This window comes from Pseudomonas putida (assembly GCF_028682475.1).
Classification (GTDB): Bacteria; Pseudomonadota; Gammaproteobacteria; order Pseudomonadales; family Pseudomonadaceae; genus Aquipseudomonas; species Aquipseudomonas putida_AG.
In genome coordinates, this window is sequence record NZ_JANHLE010000095.1 from 1 (window position 1) to 609 (window position 609).

General features: G+C 61.4%; 1 protein-coding gene. It reads left to right on the forward strand.

Annotated elements, in window-relative coordinates:
- On the forward strand, positions 1-609 hold a 609-nt coding region (locus NPS47_RS25930; RefSeq protein WP_337993428.1), incomplete at both ends, for an immunoglobulin-like domain-containing protein.

The following is a 609-nucleotide window of genomic DNA, read 5'->3' on the forward strand; positions in this document are numbered from 1 at the left end:
AAGTCACCGACAAGCCGCTGGTGATCAACCTCACCAACGGTCAGCAGATCGTGATTGAAGTGGGTCAGACCACCGGCACCGTGCAGGACATCGCGCCAAACAACGTCCACACCAGCAACCTGGACCTGACCAACAGCATCAAGGACGTCAGCGGCGGTAACTTCGAAGAGCTGGTCGCCTCCGGCGAAACCACGATCACCGTCACCGACAGCCCGGACACCCAGAACGAGACCGGTCTGTCCCTGACTGCGACCCCATCGGTCGACGAAGGCGGCAAGATCACCTACACCGCGACCTTGACCAACAAGGCCGGTACCGACATGACCGTGACCTTGAGCAACGGTGCCGTCATCGAGATCAAGGCCGGCGAAACCGAAGGCAGCGTGCAGTTCGATGCGCCAACCGACGACGTCTACATCGACGCCGGCACTGTCGACGCGACCATTGAGAGCACCGACGGCGGTGACTTCGAGAGCCTGGTGGTAGACACCACCCCAGCCGTGACCGATGTTGCCGACACCATCAACACCAGCACGGTCAAACTCACTGCCGACGTAACCACCATCGGCGAAGGCGGCGTAATCACCTACACCGCCACCGTCAGCGCGA